Source organism: Belliella kenyensis (genome assembly GCF_022549675.1).
Classification (GTDB): domain Bacteria; phylum Bacteroidota; class Bacteroidia; order Cytophagales; family Cyclobacteriaceae; genus Belliella; species Belliella kenyensis.
Genome location: NZ_JAKZGR010000007.1, coordinates 78,484 through 92,283, shown reverse-complemented (window position 1 = coordinate 92,283; position 13,800 = coordinate 78,484). Strand labels below are relative to the sequence as shown.

12 protein-coding genes and 1 tRNA gene are annotated in these 13,800 nt (G+C 37.0%); 6 read left to right on the top strand and 7 right to left on the bottom strand.

The features are described 5' to 3' along the window. Positions 1-71 precede the first annotated feature (71 nt). From MM214_RS09055 to MM214_RS09035, 5 genes are all read left to right on the top strand, one after another. Positions 72-839, top strand: a complete 768-nt coding sequence (locus MM214_RS09055) for a 6-phosphogluconolactonase (protein WP_241294541.1) — start codon at positions 72-74, stop codon at positions 837-839. Between the two features lie 147 nt (positions 840-986). Next, a complete protein-coding gene (locus tag MM214_RS09050; protein ID WP_241294539.1) occupies positions 987-2,543 on the top strand; it encodes a family 20 glycosylhydrolase in 1,557 nt (518 codons plus the stop codon). Between the two features lies 1 nt (position 2,544). After that, complete coding sequence (locus MM214_RS09045; protein WP_241294537.1) at positions 2,545-4,044, top strand: sodium:solute symporter family protein; 1,500 nt, start codon at positions 2,545-2,547, stop codon at positions 4,042-4,044. A gap of 85 nt (positions 4,045-4,129) precedes the next feature. Then, the gene (locus tag MM214_RS09040; RefSeq protein ID WP_241294535.1) at positions 4,130-5,281 is read left to right on the top strand and encodes an N-acetylglucosamine-6-phosphate deacetylase; all 1,152 of its coding nucleotides are present in this window, start codon (positions 4,130-4,132) and stop codon (positions 5,279-5,281) included. A gap of 56 nt (positions 5,282-5,337) precedes the next feature. Then, positions 5,338-6,948 (top strand): beta-N-acetylhexosaminidase, encoded by a 1,611-nt coding sequence (locus MM214_RS09035; protein ID WP_241294533.1) that lies wholly within the window; start codon positions 5,338-5,340, stop codon positions 6,946-6,948. A gap of 8 nt (positions 6,949-6,956) precedes the next feature. Here the strand turns inward: MM214_RS09035 and MM214_RS09030 are convergent, their stop codons facing one another. The 7 genes from MM214_RS09030 to sucC form a co-directional block, all read right to left on the bottom strand. Then, positions 6,957-7,658 (bottom strand): VIT1/CCC1 transporter family protein, encoded by a 702-nt coding sequence (locus tag MM214_RS09030; RefSeq protein ID WP_241294531.1) that lies wholly within the window; start codon positions 7,656-7,658, stop codon positions 6,957-6,959. A gap of 230 nt (positions 7,659-7,888) precedes the next feature. Next, on the bottom strand, positions 7,889-9,106 hold the full coding sequence (locus MM214_RS09025) for a hypothetical protein (RefSeq protein WP_241294529.1): 1,218 nt from the start codon (positions 9,104-9,106) through the stop codon (positions 7,889-7,891). A gap of 325 nt (positions 9,107-9,431) precedes the next feature. Then, the gene (locus MM214_RS09020) at positions 9,432-9,833 is read right to left on the bottom strand and encodes a hypothetical protein (RefSeq protein ID WP_241294527.1); all 402 of its coding nucleotides are present in this window, start codon (positions 9,831-9,833) and stop codon (positions 9,432-9,434) included. 142 nt (positions 9,834-9,975) lie between these two features. Then, on the bottom strand, positions 9,976-10,389 hold the full coding sequence (locus MM214_RS09015; RefSeq protein WP_241294525.1) for a hypothetical protein: 414 nt from the start codon (positions 10,387-10,389) through the stop codon (positions 9,976-9,978). A gap of 187 nt (positions 10,390-10,576) precedes the next feature. Beyond that, positions 10,577-11,068, bottom strand: coding sequence for an OsmC family protein (locus tag MM214_RS09010; protein WP_241294523.1), 492 nt, complete (start codon positions 11,066-11,068; stop codon positions 10,577-10,579). A gap of 280 nt (positions 11,069-11,348) precedes the next feature. Beyond that, positions 11,349-11,422 (bottom strand) — tRNA-Arg (locus MM214_RS09005). 168 nt (positions 11,423-11,590) lie between these two features. Next, on the bottom strand, positions 11,591-12,802 hold the full coding sequence (sucC, locus tag MM214_RS09000) for an ADP-forming succinate--CoA ligase subunit beta (protein WP_241294521.1): 1,212 nt from the start codon (positions 12,800-12,802) through the stop codon (positions 11,591-11,593). Positions 12,803-12,942: 140 nt separating this feature from the next. Here sucC and MM214_RS08995 point away from each other — a divergent pair, with 140 nt between their 5' ends. Then, positions 12,943-13,599 carry an ABC transporter ATP-binding protein gene (locus MM214_RS08995; RefSeq protein WP_241294519.1) on the top strand — a complete coding sequence of 219 codons (657 nt, stop codon included), beginning with the start codon at positions 12,943-12,945 and terminating at the stop codon, positions 13,597-13,599. Positions 13,600-13,800: the final 201 nt, after the last annotated feature.

Here is a 13,800-nt window from a genome sequence, read left to right as displayed (position 1 = left end):
TACCGATAGGACGTGTCCAAAACAATGATTCTAGAACTATCTGGTGATATTTTAATAAAACTTTAAAAACAATGATAGATTTTCAAAAAGATGTAAATGTCTTTACTGATCCATATTTAGTAGGTGTAGCAGCAGGAGAAGCTGTGGAAAAATGCATAGTTGAATTGCAGGAAAGACAAGATGAAATCAGGATAATCTTTGCTGCGGCACCTTCACAAAATGGTTTGCTAGCATATTTGTCCAATTCTAAGAAAATCAAATGGCATAAAATTGTAGCTATGAATATGGATGAGTACATCGGATTACCTAGTGATGCTGACCAGCTGTTTTCTAGATTTCTAGATGAAAAACTATTTTCCAAAGTTTACCTCAAAGATGTCAATGTGATTGATACTCAAAATGAAATCGAAAATGAAATTAAGAGGTATACGGATTTGATCAATGAAGGCGAAATAGACATCGTATGTCTTGGTATCGGGGAAAATGGTCATATTGCATTTAATGACCCGCCCGTTGCTGATTTCGAGGATTCGGAGATTATCAAAAAAGTGACTTTGGATGATGCCTGCAAAATTCAGCAAGTAAATGATGGTTGTTTTGAGTCCATAGATGAGGTCCCCAAGACTGCCCTCACACTTACTGTGCCCATCTTGATGAAAGGGAAGCATTTGTTCTGTGTGGTATTAGGCTCCAGCAAAAGTCAGGCAGTGAAAAATACATTGGCAGGACCAATCTCCATTTCATGTCCAGCATCCATATTGACTACTCATCCGGATTGTAAGTTTTATTTCGATGAAGCTGCTGTCAAAGATCTGCCAGACGCACATATTAAGGATTGATCCCGCAATGCTTTCACGGGCATCCTTTGAATGCTATCTTGTGGATGCCCTGATCGCTTGATTATCCAGACTATACCGATTCTTAGGTTTTCAAAATTCAGGAATCAATCTTTCAAAATATAAAATTACGTACTTTCACCCCATTCTATGCCTCAATACATTCGCTACTTTCTCACATTAGTTTTGCTATCTATATGTTACGCTAGTTCTCTAGCCAGCGATCTAGTAGAAGCCAAAGAGGATGATTTCAAGATTAAAGGCTTTCATCTTGATTTACGCATTCAAGTAATGACTCCCGATGCACTCAAATCTTTTGCGGAAGAAATGAAAAGCTTTGGACTAAATACCCTAGTGGTAGAATGGGAGGGTACTTTTCCTTTTGAAAAACACGCAACAATTTCTAACAAGTACTCTTATTCAAAGCTAGAGATTGAGGATTTTATAAATCATTGTGAAAAACTTGATATTAAAGTAATCCCATTGCAGCAGAGTCTAGGTCATGTGGAATATATTTTGAGAAACCCTCGATACAGCCACCTGAAAGAGGACAGAAAGGATATCTCTCAGATTTGCCCCTTGAAAACCGAGGAAAGCAAGGAGCTTTTTACCGATTTGTTTCAAGAGCTTGTTGAAACTCATAATTCGGAATTTATCCATATAGGAGGAGATGAGACTTACTTACTTGGTCATTGTGAACTGTGCAGCCAAAAGGCTAGGGAAGTAGGTAAATCGAAACTTTTTGTCGATCACATGAAAATGGTGACCAACATAGTCATAGAAATGGGAAAAATTCCTTTGATGTGGGCAGATATAATTTTGAAATATCCTGAAGCTGCTGCTGAGCTACCCAAGGAAACCATATTTGTGGATTGGAATTATGGATGGAAGATCAATCATTTTGGCGATATCCCCAAGCTTCAAAAATTAGGTTTTTCTTTCTGGGGCTCACCATCTATCAGAAGTCATCCGGACAACTGGTATGTGACAGATTGGTCTACTCATTTCAAAAATCAAAGAGATTTTATTCCTCACGCGAGGGCTAATAATTATAAAGGTATCGTTATGACGTCTTGGTCAACCACCGGCTTGTACGGGTTCACTTGGGATGTAGGATATGATGTGGTGGATATGGTTCAAATCCGCAATACTTATCCCATGTCAGGTTTTAGGATCTTGATATCCAGTTATGCAGAATCACTAAAAAATGATAAGCCAATCGATCCCAAAATTTATGTACTTAAATATGCAAATGAAAGATTTGGCTTAAATGATGATGATGCATTGAAATTATGGTCATTTCTTCACTTCCCTCCAGAGCTAATTGTAAATGGGAAACCTGAAAGAAGTAAAGATATAGAAGAGATGAGAATCAATTTTGGGAAAGTGAGAAATGAATTGGCCCTGGTAGCACCTAGATACAATGAAAAAGAGTTTGATCATTTTAAATTGATGGCTGATTTGAGGATGCACTATTTAGAGTACAAGGAAATTGAAGCTTTCTATAATTCAGAGGCATATAGTCCCGATATGAATCACACCTTGTCGAGTAAATTAGAAACTCTGCTTGAGGATTCTAAGAAACTCAGCGAAAGATTTACTTCACTCAACAAGGGGTTTCTATATGATGCTGAGTTGGATGAGCAAAATATTTTAAGAGCTCAGCAGATCCAAGTGCTTTATAGTCGTATTTCCAAAAAGAAGTAAAATGGGTTTACTAGATTGGATAGTTCTCTTTGTCTATTTTCTAATGCTTTTATCCATTGGACTTTGGGCATATTTTAAAGTTAAAGATTCCGCAGATTTCTATACTGCTGGTGGTAAATTGCCTTGGTGGCTTTCTGGGATTTCCCATCATGTGTCAGGATATAGTGGGGCTGTATTCGTGGCTTATGCAGGGATTGCTTATACGCATGGGTTTACTCTTTATGTCTGGTGGGCATTCACAGTGGGTCTATCTACCTTGATAGCAGCATGTTATATAGCCCCGAGATGGTCACGATTAAGGTTGTATGCAGGTATTCAGTCACCTACAGAATATTTATTGATGAGGTATGATTTACCAACTCAGCAACTTATCGCATGGATAGGTACTATTATCAAAATTTTTGATACTGGTGGAAAGCTTGCTGCTATTGCAGTCTTGTTGAATGTGTTCAGTGGTACATCTATTACTACTGGTATCTTGTTGGTTGGGGTGGTCTCTTTGATCTACATTACTATAGGGGGACTGTGGGCAGATGTGTGGAATGATTTTGGCCAATTCATCGTCCAGATACTTGCAGGCATTACCATGTTTGTGATGATATTATTCAAGCTAGGAGATGGTGCCTCTGGGGTATTTACCCTTTGGGAAAAGCTACCGCCAGCTAATTCTGGGTTCTTTCATGAACCATACACCATTATGTTTGCTTTGGTGATGCTCATGATTAATTTTTTTAGCTATAGTGGAGGGACTTGGAATCTGGCTACGAGATTTATTTCTACTTCATCTGGAGAGACTGCTAGAAAAGCAGCCATACTTTCTTCCATTTTGTATTTCACATGGCCTTTGATACTGCTATATCCGATGTTTGCTACACCAATTTTCTTTGAGAATTTAGCTGATCCTAGTGTGTCTTATGGAATGATGGTGTTGGAGTTTTTACCAAGTGGACTGGTGGGTTTGGTTCTTGCTTCTCTTTTTGCCAATACCCTATCGATGACAGCTTCTGATTCCAACACTGTATCAGCAGTGATCAGTCGAGATATTTTACCTGTGGTATTTCCTTTTCTCAAAACTTATTCAAAGGCCAAATTATTGAAAATAGCTCGAATTACGACTTTGACATTTACAGTGTTGACCATTTTTACTGGGTTGAATTCAACTTATTTTGGTGGAGTCTTCGGCTTGATTATTTCTTGGTTTGCAGCATTGCTAGGACCCATTGCTATCCCTATGATTTTGGGCTTGCTTCCTACTTTTGCGAAAAGTAACGGTAAAGTTGCCATAATTTCTATAGTTTCTGGTTTGTTGACTTTTGCCATTTTGAAAGTATTCCCTACTCAATCATTGGCCTTGGAAATAGGAATGCCTACCATGGTCTCTTTTGTCATGTTTGTCTCCGGTGGATATCTGCTTAATGAAAAAGTGCCTAGTAAAGTAAATGATTTACTTAGTAATATTAGTAAAATAACAATATCTAACGAGCATGATGTTTTGAATTAGAAAATGTCGAAGCCTTACCTAATGTATCCTTTCCTAGAGATACTTCAAATGTTATCAGTAGTATGAAAAAGTTAATCAACGAAAAATGAAGCAGCATATTGAAGCCATTCATTACCAGACATTAAAGCCTGTCAGAATCGAGGTAGTGGAAGAGCTAATCTCTAATGTAGTAGATATCGAAGATGAAAAATCTGAATATTTTGTAGCTCCTGGCATGATTGATCTTCAAATCAACGGGTTCAATGGTATGGATTTCAATACTAAATCATTGAAAGTGGAAGATGTTATTGAAGTCACCAAAAGTCTATGGAAGATAGGGGTGACTTCTTACTTGCCTACGATAATTACGAACAGTGATGCTAACATTGAAAAATCAATTCAGACAATTCTCAATGCCATAAATAATAAAGAAAACAAAGAATCGATAGCGGGGATTCATCTTGAAGGTCCTTTTTTATCTAAAGAAGATGGGCCTAGGGGGGCTCATCCTATTGAGTTTATCAGGGCTCCTGATTGGGATCTTTTCTGCAAATGGCAGGATATAGCGGAAGGGAATTTGAAAATTATTACACTTTCACCAGAATGGGATAATGCAGTAGATTTTATCAAGAAATGTGTTGCAAGTGGAGTGAAAGTAGCCATCGGTCATACCGCTTCCTCAGTCATCCAAATTAGGGACGCAATTGATGCTGGGGCAACCATTTCTACACACTTAGGAAATGCGACTCACGCCATGATGCCTAGACATTCTAACTATCTGTGGGAACAACTGGCTTCTGAGCAATTATGGTCAACTGTGATTGCTGATGGCTTTCATTTGCCTAAATCGATGCTTTCGGTTTTTCTAAAAGTAAAGCCAAAAAAAAGTATTTTGGTGAGTGATACCACAAAATTTGCAGGAATGAAACCTGGAGTGTACCAGAGCATCATAGGTGGAAATGTAGAACTAGATGAACATGGTAGGTTATTTATGAAGGATTCACCATCATTTTTGGCAGGTTCTGCCAGTTCAATTCTTGACTGTATTAATCACCTGGTTAAGCATGGGGTTTCGAGTCTGGAAAGAGCCATTGATATGGCATCAATATACCCTAGCATGGCATTAGATGAGCATCTTTCTTATGGAATAAAGAAAGGGGCAGCTGCTGATTTGATAATTTTCAAAAAAGCAGCAGGAAAAATGGAGGTTTGTCAGACGATCAAATCAGGAGAGGTTGTATATCAATGTATGCAATAAATTCCTTCCAAATTTACTTACATGTTGAACAGTTGAGCCATAAGAATATCATAATCATGAAAAAAGACCTTTCATTAATCACAATGAGCATAGCTGCTTTAGTACTAACTATGCCTTTCTGTCGAGCACAAATAATTCCTCATCCCCAATCTATTGAATATGGATCTGATTTATTTGAGATTAAGTCAGGAATCGAAATCATCGCTGACTTGGGATTGCATCATGAAGCAGCTTACCTTGCCGAATTTCTAGAAAAAGGTTTTGGTGAAAAATCTAATATTTCAAAAATTGGCAATGGTATCATCCTTAGCATGGAAGAAGGTTTATATGAGTTATATGGAAAAGAAGGCTATCAACTTATTATCAATGATCAAAGTCTTAGCATTATGGCAGCTACTTCTACTGGAGTTTTTTATGGTATTCAATCTTTGAAGCAATTATTTCCTACAGATTTTGAATGTGGATATGCAGATAAGTTTGTAGCAATCTCAAGTGTTGAAATCATTGATAAACCAAGATTTTCTTGGCGTGCATTTATGCTAGATGAGTCAAGGCATTTCATGGGTATTGAGCAAGTTAAAAAAATGCTGGATCAAATGGCTGCTTTAAAAATGAATACTTTCCACTGGCACCTCACAGACGATCAAGGTTGGCGTATCGAGATCAAAAAGTATCCCAAGCTCACTTCAAAAGGGTCAGTTCGAAACGATACCCAGGTAGAAAGGAACAGTGAGAAGCGATTTGGTAAACCACACGAAGGTTTCTATACCCAAGTAGAAATCAAAGAGATCATTACTTACGCAAAAGACAGACATATCACCATAGTACCTGAGATAGAAATGCCAGGTCACGCCATGGCAGCAATTGCCGCTTATCCTTGGCTTGGATCTTTAGGCACTACAACTCAAGTCCCTGAAACCTTCGGTAAAATGCCTGATTCATTTAACGTGGCTGATGCCAAGGTTGTCTCATTTCTCTTGGATGTATTGGATGAAGTGATAGCCTTATTTCCTGGTCAAACCATTCACATAGGAGGGGATGAAGTAAATTATCAACCATGGGAAAATGATGAAACCGTCAAGGAATTTATGGCTAAGCAGAATTTGAATTCACCTGTTGATTTACAGATTTATTTTACAAACCAAGTTTCAAATTATTTGGAAAGTGCTGGTAAGCGTATGATGGGGTGGAATGAGATCATGGGTGATGATATTCATGAAGAGAGAGAGGCTTCTGATCAAGCTGTGGAGCAGAAACTAGCAGCTTCTTCTATTGTTCATTTTTGGAAAGGCGACCTTTCACTTATTCAGAAAGCAGTTATGGATGGATATCAAGTTGTGAATTCCAATCATTGGGATACCTACCTTGACTATACCTACGAAAGATTACCTATTTCAAAATCCTATGCATTCAATCCTATTCCTGAGGGATTGGAAGAGAAATACCACAGTAAAATCCTCGGGACAGGCACTCAAATCTGGACTGAATATACTCCAACTATCGAAACCCTAGAGAGACAAGTATTCCCAAGGTTAATTGCATATGCTGAGGTAGGATGGACGTTTTTGGAAAACAAGGACTTCGAAAGGTTTCAGAAAAACTTATCGAAATATAAAGAGCGATTACAAGCAAATCAGATTCAATTTCATGAAGAAATGGATCAATAACTTATCTACTAAAGATTCACCCCAAAGAGGTAGCCAACCAATGCAGAGAGGACCATTGCAATTGTTCCCCAAATGGTGATTCTCAACACAGCTTTTCCGATACTCGATCCTCCTGTTTTTGCAGAAATAATACCTAAGATAACTAGAGAAATGATAGTGAAAGTATAAAGCCAATATTCCATGCCGCTGACTGGTGCAAAGAAAACCACCAATAAAGGTAATATTCCCCCAGCTATAAATGATGCTCCAGAAGCTAAAGCTGCTTGGATTGGATTCGCTTGGCTTATTTCATTGATACCCAATTCATCTCTGACATGTGCGGCCAAGACATCATGCTCAGTAAGTTCTAATGCCACTTGCATAGCGGTTTCTTTTTTCAATCCACGCTTTTCATAGATTTGAGCTAAGATTTTTAGCTCCTCATCAGGCATTTCCCTTAATTCTTCTATTTCTCTCTTGATGTCTGCTTGCTCAGTGTCAGTTTGAGAACTAACAGAAACATATTCACCAGCAGCCATGGATAATGCTCCAGCCACAAGTCCAGCTACTGTTGCTAGAACAATCGGTTCTCTGCTTGCACTTGCTGCTGCCACACCTATCGCAAGACTTGATATGGATATGATTCCGTCATTCGCACCAAGCACGGCAGCTCTCAGCCAATTACTCCTATGGATGTAATGGCTGTCTAGGTAATTTTCAATTGTTAACATGGTGATCTTATTTTTCCCTTAAAATAAATCCTTTTTAATAGATATTTAAGATCAAAAAAATAATTTAAAGTATTGAGTGGGGGTGATGATTTAATAGTCTCTCACAGATTTTCAAAACTGTAATTTTTGATCTGGTTATGAATGTTCCCTATTTCAATAAAATTGCATAAGGAACATCCTAAACTGTATTTTATGATGTAGAGCAGTGTTTTTTGATCACATGAAGTGACTTAAAAATAAACGATTGTTCTTTCTTTTCTGATGGTATGAAGTGTTTCATTATTTTTTGAATCAAGCACTTTGGTTTCAAGTATTATCCAGTTACCAACTTCATCATAGACTTGGCCTTCAATCTCAATTCTTTCTTTCTTTGGCTCTTCTAAAATTTGCTCTATGACTTTGAATTCACTGTCGTATTTGTAAGTTTCTTTTAGGTGAATTTCACCGTTTGCATCAACAATGATTCGTTCTAGCATATTGTCATGGCTATCAAATTTTCTCTTGGTCTCCTCAATGATGTTTCCGTCTGTGTTTTTGATGATATAATGAGTCTCATTACCCTTTTCATCAAAGGAAAACTCAAAAGTTTCCTTCTTTATCAGTTCGCCTGAGTATTTATGTATGGAAAAAGAAATCAGATCCCCTGCATCGTCATAGGAATATGATTTTATGATAGATGACTCTTTATCCAAAAAGTAGCCTTTTGTCTGATCTTCCAAATGTCCTTTTTCATTCATTTTAGAAGAGCTTTTTGGCATGTAGTGTAAAGAAGTTTCCTGAATGATCCTATTATCTTGGTCATATTTATACTCGAAAATCCATTCCAAGCTATTTTCAGGGCCTTTATATTTTTTGAACTTGACTAGATTACCTAGAGTGTCATAATCCCAAGTATTTTGATAACCAAACGAATCAGAGTGAGGGTATATGGTTTTGAATTTTACTATTCGTGATTTTTCATCTTTAAATTCATTGATGAAATATTCTACTTGACCATCTTCTTCATAGATTGTTACACTCTCGTTTCCTTTTTCATCAATGATGCGATTCGTACGAAGATAAAGACCTTCATGAGGGAGGTTTGGAATGTTGGCCCTATGGCTTTGCCATTCTTCTTCTGTTGAGAATACCTTTCCTTCGTAGCGGATTTTGTTTAGCAACTTCCCATCGGCTGCATAGTTGTATAGAGTTTTCGAGATTGGATTTCCCGACATGTATTCTCTGGTTTCAATGATGTTTCCATTAGTATCATATTCATATTCAAATACATGCCCCTCAAAGTCACTAAACGAGAAATTGCCATTTTCATTAAAGACTGATTTTGAAAAACTCTCCTTTGGTTTTTCGCCATCATATTCAATGGTTGATTTTTCTTCAATAGACTTTACACGACCTAATAAATTTGCTTTTTTCCAATCTGATTTTTCATAGTCAATAGCGTTATTCATTATCGAAGTTTTGTGACTATCGTCATGCTTTGATAAGGATGAATTTTTTTTAATCAGCTGACACCCGAATACGAGGTTGATGTTTATTATCAATAAAATGAATGTAGAAAACAGGTGATTTTTATTCATTATGCTTTGAGGAATCAATAAACTATCAATCATATTGATAAATTATTAATTCTTTGGTTTCAATTATTAATCTCAATCTTTTTGCCATAAGATTTGGTCTTCACTACTTGATAAACTAAAAGCATGCCATCTACAATTTTTTTTAAATCATATTTCGTGTTGTAAAAACTTGAATCTTTTGAACATTTGCTTAAACTTAACCCTCCACCCTTATATACTTCATAGGAGTCGGTTCTGCACAACTTGATAGGCCTCCTGTGATGATATCATGACATTCGTAGAAAAAGAGAATCATAGCATTGAAATTATTTTCAAATGAAAATTTGGCTCTTACTGTACGCTTTAAAAAGTCATCACTATCTATTAAGTCTTCAATTGTAGAGGGCAGATTTTCATAGACTTCGGCATGGAATGCTGTTTGAGTTGATACTACAAGTTCACCATTTTCAAAGGCGTAAATCCCTGTAGAAATAGACAATATTCCAGTTTCAAAATCACCTTCTCCTTGAGTTCTTCTATGTTCTTGCTCAAAAGTTCCATTGGAGTGAAAGATAAATGTCGATTCAATACTTTGATCTATAAGTTCGGATTTATGCACCTAAGTTCCTTTGATACTTTCCATTTCTAATTTGTCTGAGTCTTCTACACAAGAGAATATTAGGAAAGGCAGGAGAAGTAAATATATTTTTTCATGTAAATATGTTTTAGGATGAGATGATTGATTGTCATGAAGTATGGGATTAATCAATCACAGTTTCAGCGTTAAGTATTTCAATTCTGACGACGTTACCAGAGTCGTTCGAGGAGATAATTTTCCATTCCTGGATATTTCTGCCACCCCAAAAACCCATGTTTAACTTTAAAGTAGTCCCTCCAATCGACCAAGTTCCTGAATAGTCTGAATAGGCAACAGGCGGAGTGCCACACCAGCCGGAGATTCTCCTGGAAGTCATTTCCCCATTTTCAAAAAATGAAAAGCCAAAAGTATTATCAGGCAAATTTTCTGTTCTTATTAAGCTAAAACCGTTTTCATGATTTTCACCGATTGTCCAGTTACCAACAGGGAATTGACCTTTTTCTTGAATATCGCCTTCGTTTTCAATGCAGGAAGCAAGAAGCGTAAAAATCGAAAAAACTAGTAAGATATTTCTCATAAGATAAATGACTTGTGGTTATATCAATTAGACGAGATTTAGTTCAAAAATGTCTCAAGTCAGATAAACTTTTTTTAGTTTAAAATAATTCAGAGGTACGATTGTGATCTTTCTCAAATAATTTAACCGAATCAAAATGTTTACTTAATTAAGTTTTGCTCATTCATGCACTTGTTCTTGAACTGATCTATATCTTACTTATTATTACTGTTGGTTTATGATACACAGGGAAGTTTACTGAATTAGCGATAAAGCAGAGTTTGTTTGCTTTTTTATGAAGTTCATTGGCTTTTTCTACCATGTTCTCATCAGTGACAGTCACTATTGGCTGTAAGGTTACTGCTGTAAAATGTCCACTTCCATTTTCCTTCTCAATCATTATACCTGTAGCATTGTCAACATAATCTGTGACTACTATACCCGCTTGTGAGCATAAATGTAAATACCAAAGCATATGGCAAGCAGAAAGTGAAGAAACTAAAAGCTCTTCTGGATTATGCTTTGTCCTATCCCCACGAAAGGAAGGGTCTGCGGATCCCGAAATATTATTTTTGTTGTCTATGCTGATCAAGTGCTCCCTTTCATAAGCTTGATAATGGCTTGTACCTAAGCCACTATTACCAGTCCATTTAATAGTTGCCTTATAGGTGTGTTTTTTGTCTACCGCCATATTACTCATATACTCAATTATCCAAATTCTATAGATCAAAATATTATTAGTTGAATAACTTTTCCAGAGGGATTTAAAATTAAGGTTATTCAACCGATACTTAGGCTAAAATAAAACAAAAAACCTACTTGGTAAACCAAGTAGGTCATTGAAAGCGTTAGGTCGAGAATATAATCAAAGATCAATCATTAGGATTACATAGTTACACTTAATACTTTTAATAAAATTTTTGAATCTTTCAAAATTGATCTGCAGAAATCAATTTTGAAAAACTTAATGGCAACTTTAGTGCGCTCGGAAGGATTCGAACCCTCAACCCTCGGAGCCGAAATCCGATATTCTATCCAGTTGAACTACGAGCGCTTATCAAAAAAGACTACCTACTTGCAAATGACCTTATCTAGCAACACATTCCGTGATTATTTAAGGTCAAAATAGGTAGCCTTTTATTTGTATTGTTTGTGACAGCTAGTCTGTGGTGAATTTATCAATTGTTAAATCACAAGTAGAATAGTTGACAGTATTTTTTGTTTAGGCAATAGCTTCTTTCACCTTGTCCGCAGCTTCTTTCAAAGTGATGGCAGAAGATACTTTCAATCCTGACTCGTCGATGATCTTTGCACCTTCTTCAGCATTAGTACCTTGAAGTCTGACAATGATTGGCACTTGAATGTCTCCGATAGATTTATAAGCTTCTACTACGCCATTAGCGATCCTATCACACCTTACGATTCCACCAAATACGTTGATCAAAATAGCTTTTACATTTGGATCTTTCAAGATGATTCTGAATCCTGCCTCTACTGTAGTTGCATTGGCTCCGCCACCTACGTCTAGGAAGTTAGCAGGCTCTCCACCAGAAAGCTTGATCATGTCCATAGTCGCCATAGCTAGACCAGCACCGTTTACCATACAGCCTACATTACCGTCAAGCTTCACATAGTTTAGTCCAGATTCAGCTGCTTCAACTTCCAAAGGATCCTCTTCCTCCAAATCTCTGAGTGCCGCAAGATCTTTGTGTCTGTATAGGGCATTGTCATCCAAGTTTACCTTAGCATCCACTGCCAAAATCTTATTGTCAGATGTTTTTAAAACTGGGTTGATTTCAAACTGTGAAGAATCTGTTCCTTCATACGCTGCATAGAGTGCAGTGATGAATTTTACCATTTCCTTGAAGGCATTCCCTTCTAATCCCAATTTGAAAGCTACTTTTCTAGCTTGGAATCCTTGAAGACCTACTTTAGGATCGATCCATTCTTTGATGATTTTTTCTGGAGTTTTTTCTGCCACCTCTTCGATGTCCATTCCTCCTTCTGTAGATGCCATGATGACATTACATCCTTTGGCTCTGTCTAAAAGTATAGAAAGATAATACTCCTTTGGTTCTGAATCACCTGGATAGTATACATCTTCTGCGATCAATACCTTGTTTACCTTCTTTCCTTCAGGGCCTGTTTGGTGTGTTACCAAAGTACCACCAAGGATGTTTTTGGCCTTTTCAGCTACATCTTCAAGTTTTTTGGCCAAAACTACACCATTTGAATCTGTTTCCTGAACTTTACCTTTTCCACGTCCACCTGCATGGATTTGTGCTTTGATCACATACCATGAAGTGCCAGTCTCTGCATTGAGTTTTTTGGCTGCTTCAAGTGCTGCTTCAGGGGTTTCTGCTACGATGCCTTCCTGAATTTTTACACCATAACTTTTTAAAACTTCTTTTGCTTGATATTCGTGTATATTCATCCTTGAGAAAATTTTTGCACGAAGTTAAGTCCTTCGTCTTGATTTTTCAAGCTAAGTCGATCTCTTTTTGGTAAAAATATGGCATTTTTGATTCCTTGATAGATTTTGATTTAACTTTGTCATTCATAAAAACCGATACCATGCTACAAGCCAAAGGAATACAAAAATACTACGGAGACTTACATGTTCTTAAGGGTGTGGATGTTATGATCAATCCCGCTGAGGTAGTATCCATTGTTGGAGCTTCTGGAGCTGGAAAGAGCACGCTGCTTCATATCCTTGGTACCCTAGATGAAGCTGACATGGGGGAGGTATTTGTTGGAGATATCAACGTAACCAAACTAACAGGAGATAAGCTGGCTGCTTTTAGAAATAGAGAGATTGGTTTTATTTTTCAGTTTCACAATTTACTTCCTGAATTTACGGGTGAAGAAAATATTATTATTCCAGGATTGATAGCAGGCAGGTCTGAAGTAGAATTAAAAAAACGAGCTCACGAGTTGGCAACAATTCTGGGTGTAGCAGGAAGACTTCAGCATAAGCCTTCGGAGCTCTCTGGAGGTGAACAGCAGCGAATCGCAGTCGCAAGGGCACTGATCAATGATCCGAAAATTATCTTCGCAGATGAACCAAGTGGTAATCTAGACTCTAAAAGTGCAGAAGATTTGCACCATCTTTTTTTTAAGTTAAGGGATGAATTCAAGCAGTCCTTTGTGATTGTCACGCATAATCAAGAGCTTGCTGAGATGGCTGATAGGATGCTGACTATGCAAGATGGTAGGATAATAATGAACTAATCAAAGAAAAGAATCATTTAATTGTTGTCTATTGTCTAGCACCAAGAGGCTGTGTGAAAGCCTTTTAAAATTTAAAAGATTCGATCTAGTTATTTGTCTCTAAATTTGGAGAAGATTTGAAAGCAGAATTAATTAAGGTGTATCTAATAAACTTTATGTGATCATACAAATAATTAAGTAAATAGCTTTGAGTAAAAAGAG

What these genes read in the sequence shown, in the direction of transcription:
- MM214_RS08995 (WP_241294519.1), top strand. Translation starts at nt 12,943, where the DNA reads ATGCTACAAGCCAAAGGAATACAAAAATACTACGGAGACTTACATGTT.
- MM214_RS09015 (WP_241294525.1), bottom strand. Translation starts at nt 10,389, where the DNA reads ATGAGAAATATCTTACTAGTTTTTTCGATTTTTACGCTTCTTGCTTCC.
- sucC (WP_241294521.1), bottom strand. Translation starts at nt 12,802, where the DNA reads ATGAATATACACGAATATCAAGCAAAAGAAGTTTTAAAAAGTTATGGT.
- MM214_RS09035 (WP_241294533.1), top strand. Translation starts at nt 5,338, where the DNA reads ATGAAAAAAGACCTTTCATTAATCACAATGAGCATAGCTGCTTTAGTA.
- MM214_RS09010 (WP_241294523.1), bottom strand. Translation starts at nt 11,068, where the DNA reads ATGAGTAATATGGCGGTAGACAAAAAACACACCTATAAGGCAACTATT.
- MM214_RS09040 (WP_241294535.1), top strand. Translation starts at nt 4,130, where the DNA reads ATGAAGCAGCATATTGAAGCCATTCATTACCAGACATTAAAGCCTGTC.
- MM214_RS09055 (WP_241294541.1), top strand. Translation starts at nt 72, where the DNA reads ATGATAGATTTTCAAAAAGATGTAAATGTCTTTACTGATCCATATTTA.
- MM214_RS09030 (WP_241294531.1), bottom strand. Translation starts at nt 7,658, where the DNA reads ATGTTAACAATTGAAAATTACCTAGACAGCCATTACATCCATAGGAGT.
- MM214_RS09045 (WP_241294537.1), top strand. Translation starts at nt 2,545, where the DNA reads ATGGGTTTACTAGATTGGATAGTTCTCTTTGTCTATTTTCTAATGCTT.
- MM214_RS09050 (WP_241294539.1), top strand. Translation starts at nt 987, where the DNA reads ATGCCTCAATACATTCGCTACTTTCTCACATTAGTTTTGCTATCTATA.
- MM214_RS09025 (WP_241294529.1), bottom strand. Translation starts at nt 9,106, where the DNA reads ATGAATAACGCTATTGACTATGAAAAATCAGATTGGAAAAAAGCAAAT.